This window comes from Tepidimonas fonticaldi (assembly GCF_001675355.1).
Taxonomy (GTDB): domain Bacteria; phylum Pseudomonadota; class Gammaproteobacteria; order Burkholderiales; family Burkholderiaceae_C; genus Tepidimonas; species Tepidimonas fonticaldi.
Genome location: NZ_LZDH01000058.1, coordinates 1 through 789 on the forward strand (window position 1 = coordinate 1; position 789 = coordinate 789).

The following is a 789-nucleotide window of genomic DNA, read 5'->3' on the forward strand; positions in this document are numbered from 1 at the left end:
TACCTCTGCCATCAAGATAAGCGGTAATGGCTTCTGCGCCTTTTTCGCTGGTTGCTGTCCCGATAACAGTAGCACCACGAGCAATTAATGTTAAAGCAATCGCTTTACCAATTCCACGACTCGCGCCTGTTACCAGTGCAATTTTTCCTTCAAAGCTCATGTCGTCCTCAGCTATTTTCTAAAGCAGTGCTTAATGATACAGGATCATTGACTGCGACGGCAGTTAAATTAGAGACAATTCGCTTGGTAAGACCAGCTAATACTTTCCCTGGACCTACTTCAATAAGATGTTCAACACCTTGATCTGCCATTAATTCTACTGTTTCCGTCCAGCGTACTGGATTATACAGTTGACGGACTAAAGCATCACGAATATTTTGTGCCGATTTCTCAATTTTAACATCAACATTGTTAATAACTGGATAGTCTGGCTCACAAAAATCAATTTTTTCTAACGCTTCGGCTAATTTATCAGCAGCTGGCTTCATTAATGCACAATGAGAAGGGACGCTAACAGATAATGGTAATGCGCGTTTTGCACCCGCTTCTTTACATGCGATACCCGCACGTTCGACTGCCGCTTTTTCACCCGCAATGACGACTTGGCCTGGTGAATTAAAATTAACTGGTGAAACCACTTGGCCTTGAGCGGCTTCTTGGCAAGCTTTTTCAATTGATTCATTATCTAAACCAATAATGGCATACATCGCACCAGTTCCTTCAGGAACGGCTTCTTGCATGAGTTTTCCGCGCAATTCAACCAGTTTAATCGCTTGTTTGAAGTCGATA

At 42.7% G+C, this 789-nt stretch carries 2 protein-coding genes; both read right to left on the reverse strand.

Going from position 1 to position 789, the window contains the following annotated elements; genetic code table 11:
• Positions 1 to 160 (reverse strand): SDR family NAD(P)-dependent oxidoreductase (locus tag A9O67_RS13180; RefSeq protein ID WP_156682300.1); only part of this gene is annotated, 160 nt, incomplete at its 3' end.
• Positions 161 to 167: 7 nt separating this feature from the next.
• Positions 168 to 789, reverse strand: a 622-nt coding sequence (gene fabD / locus A9O67_RS13185) for an ACP S-malonyltransferase (RefSeq protein ID WP_082955516.1), incomplete at its 5' end; no start/stop codon positions are given.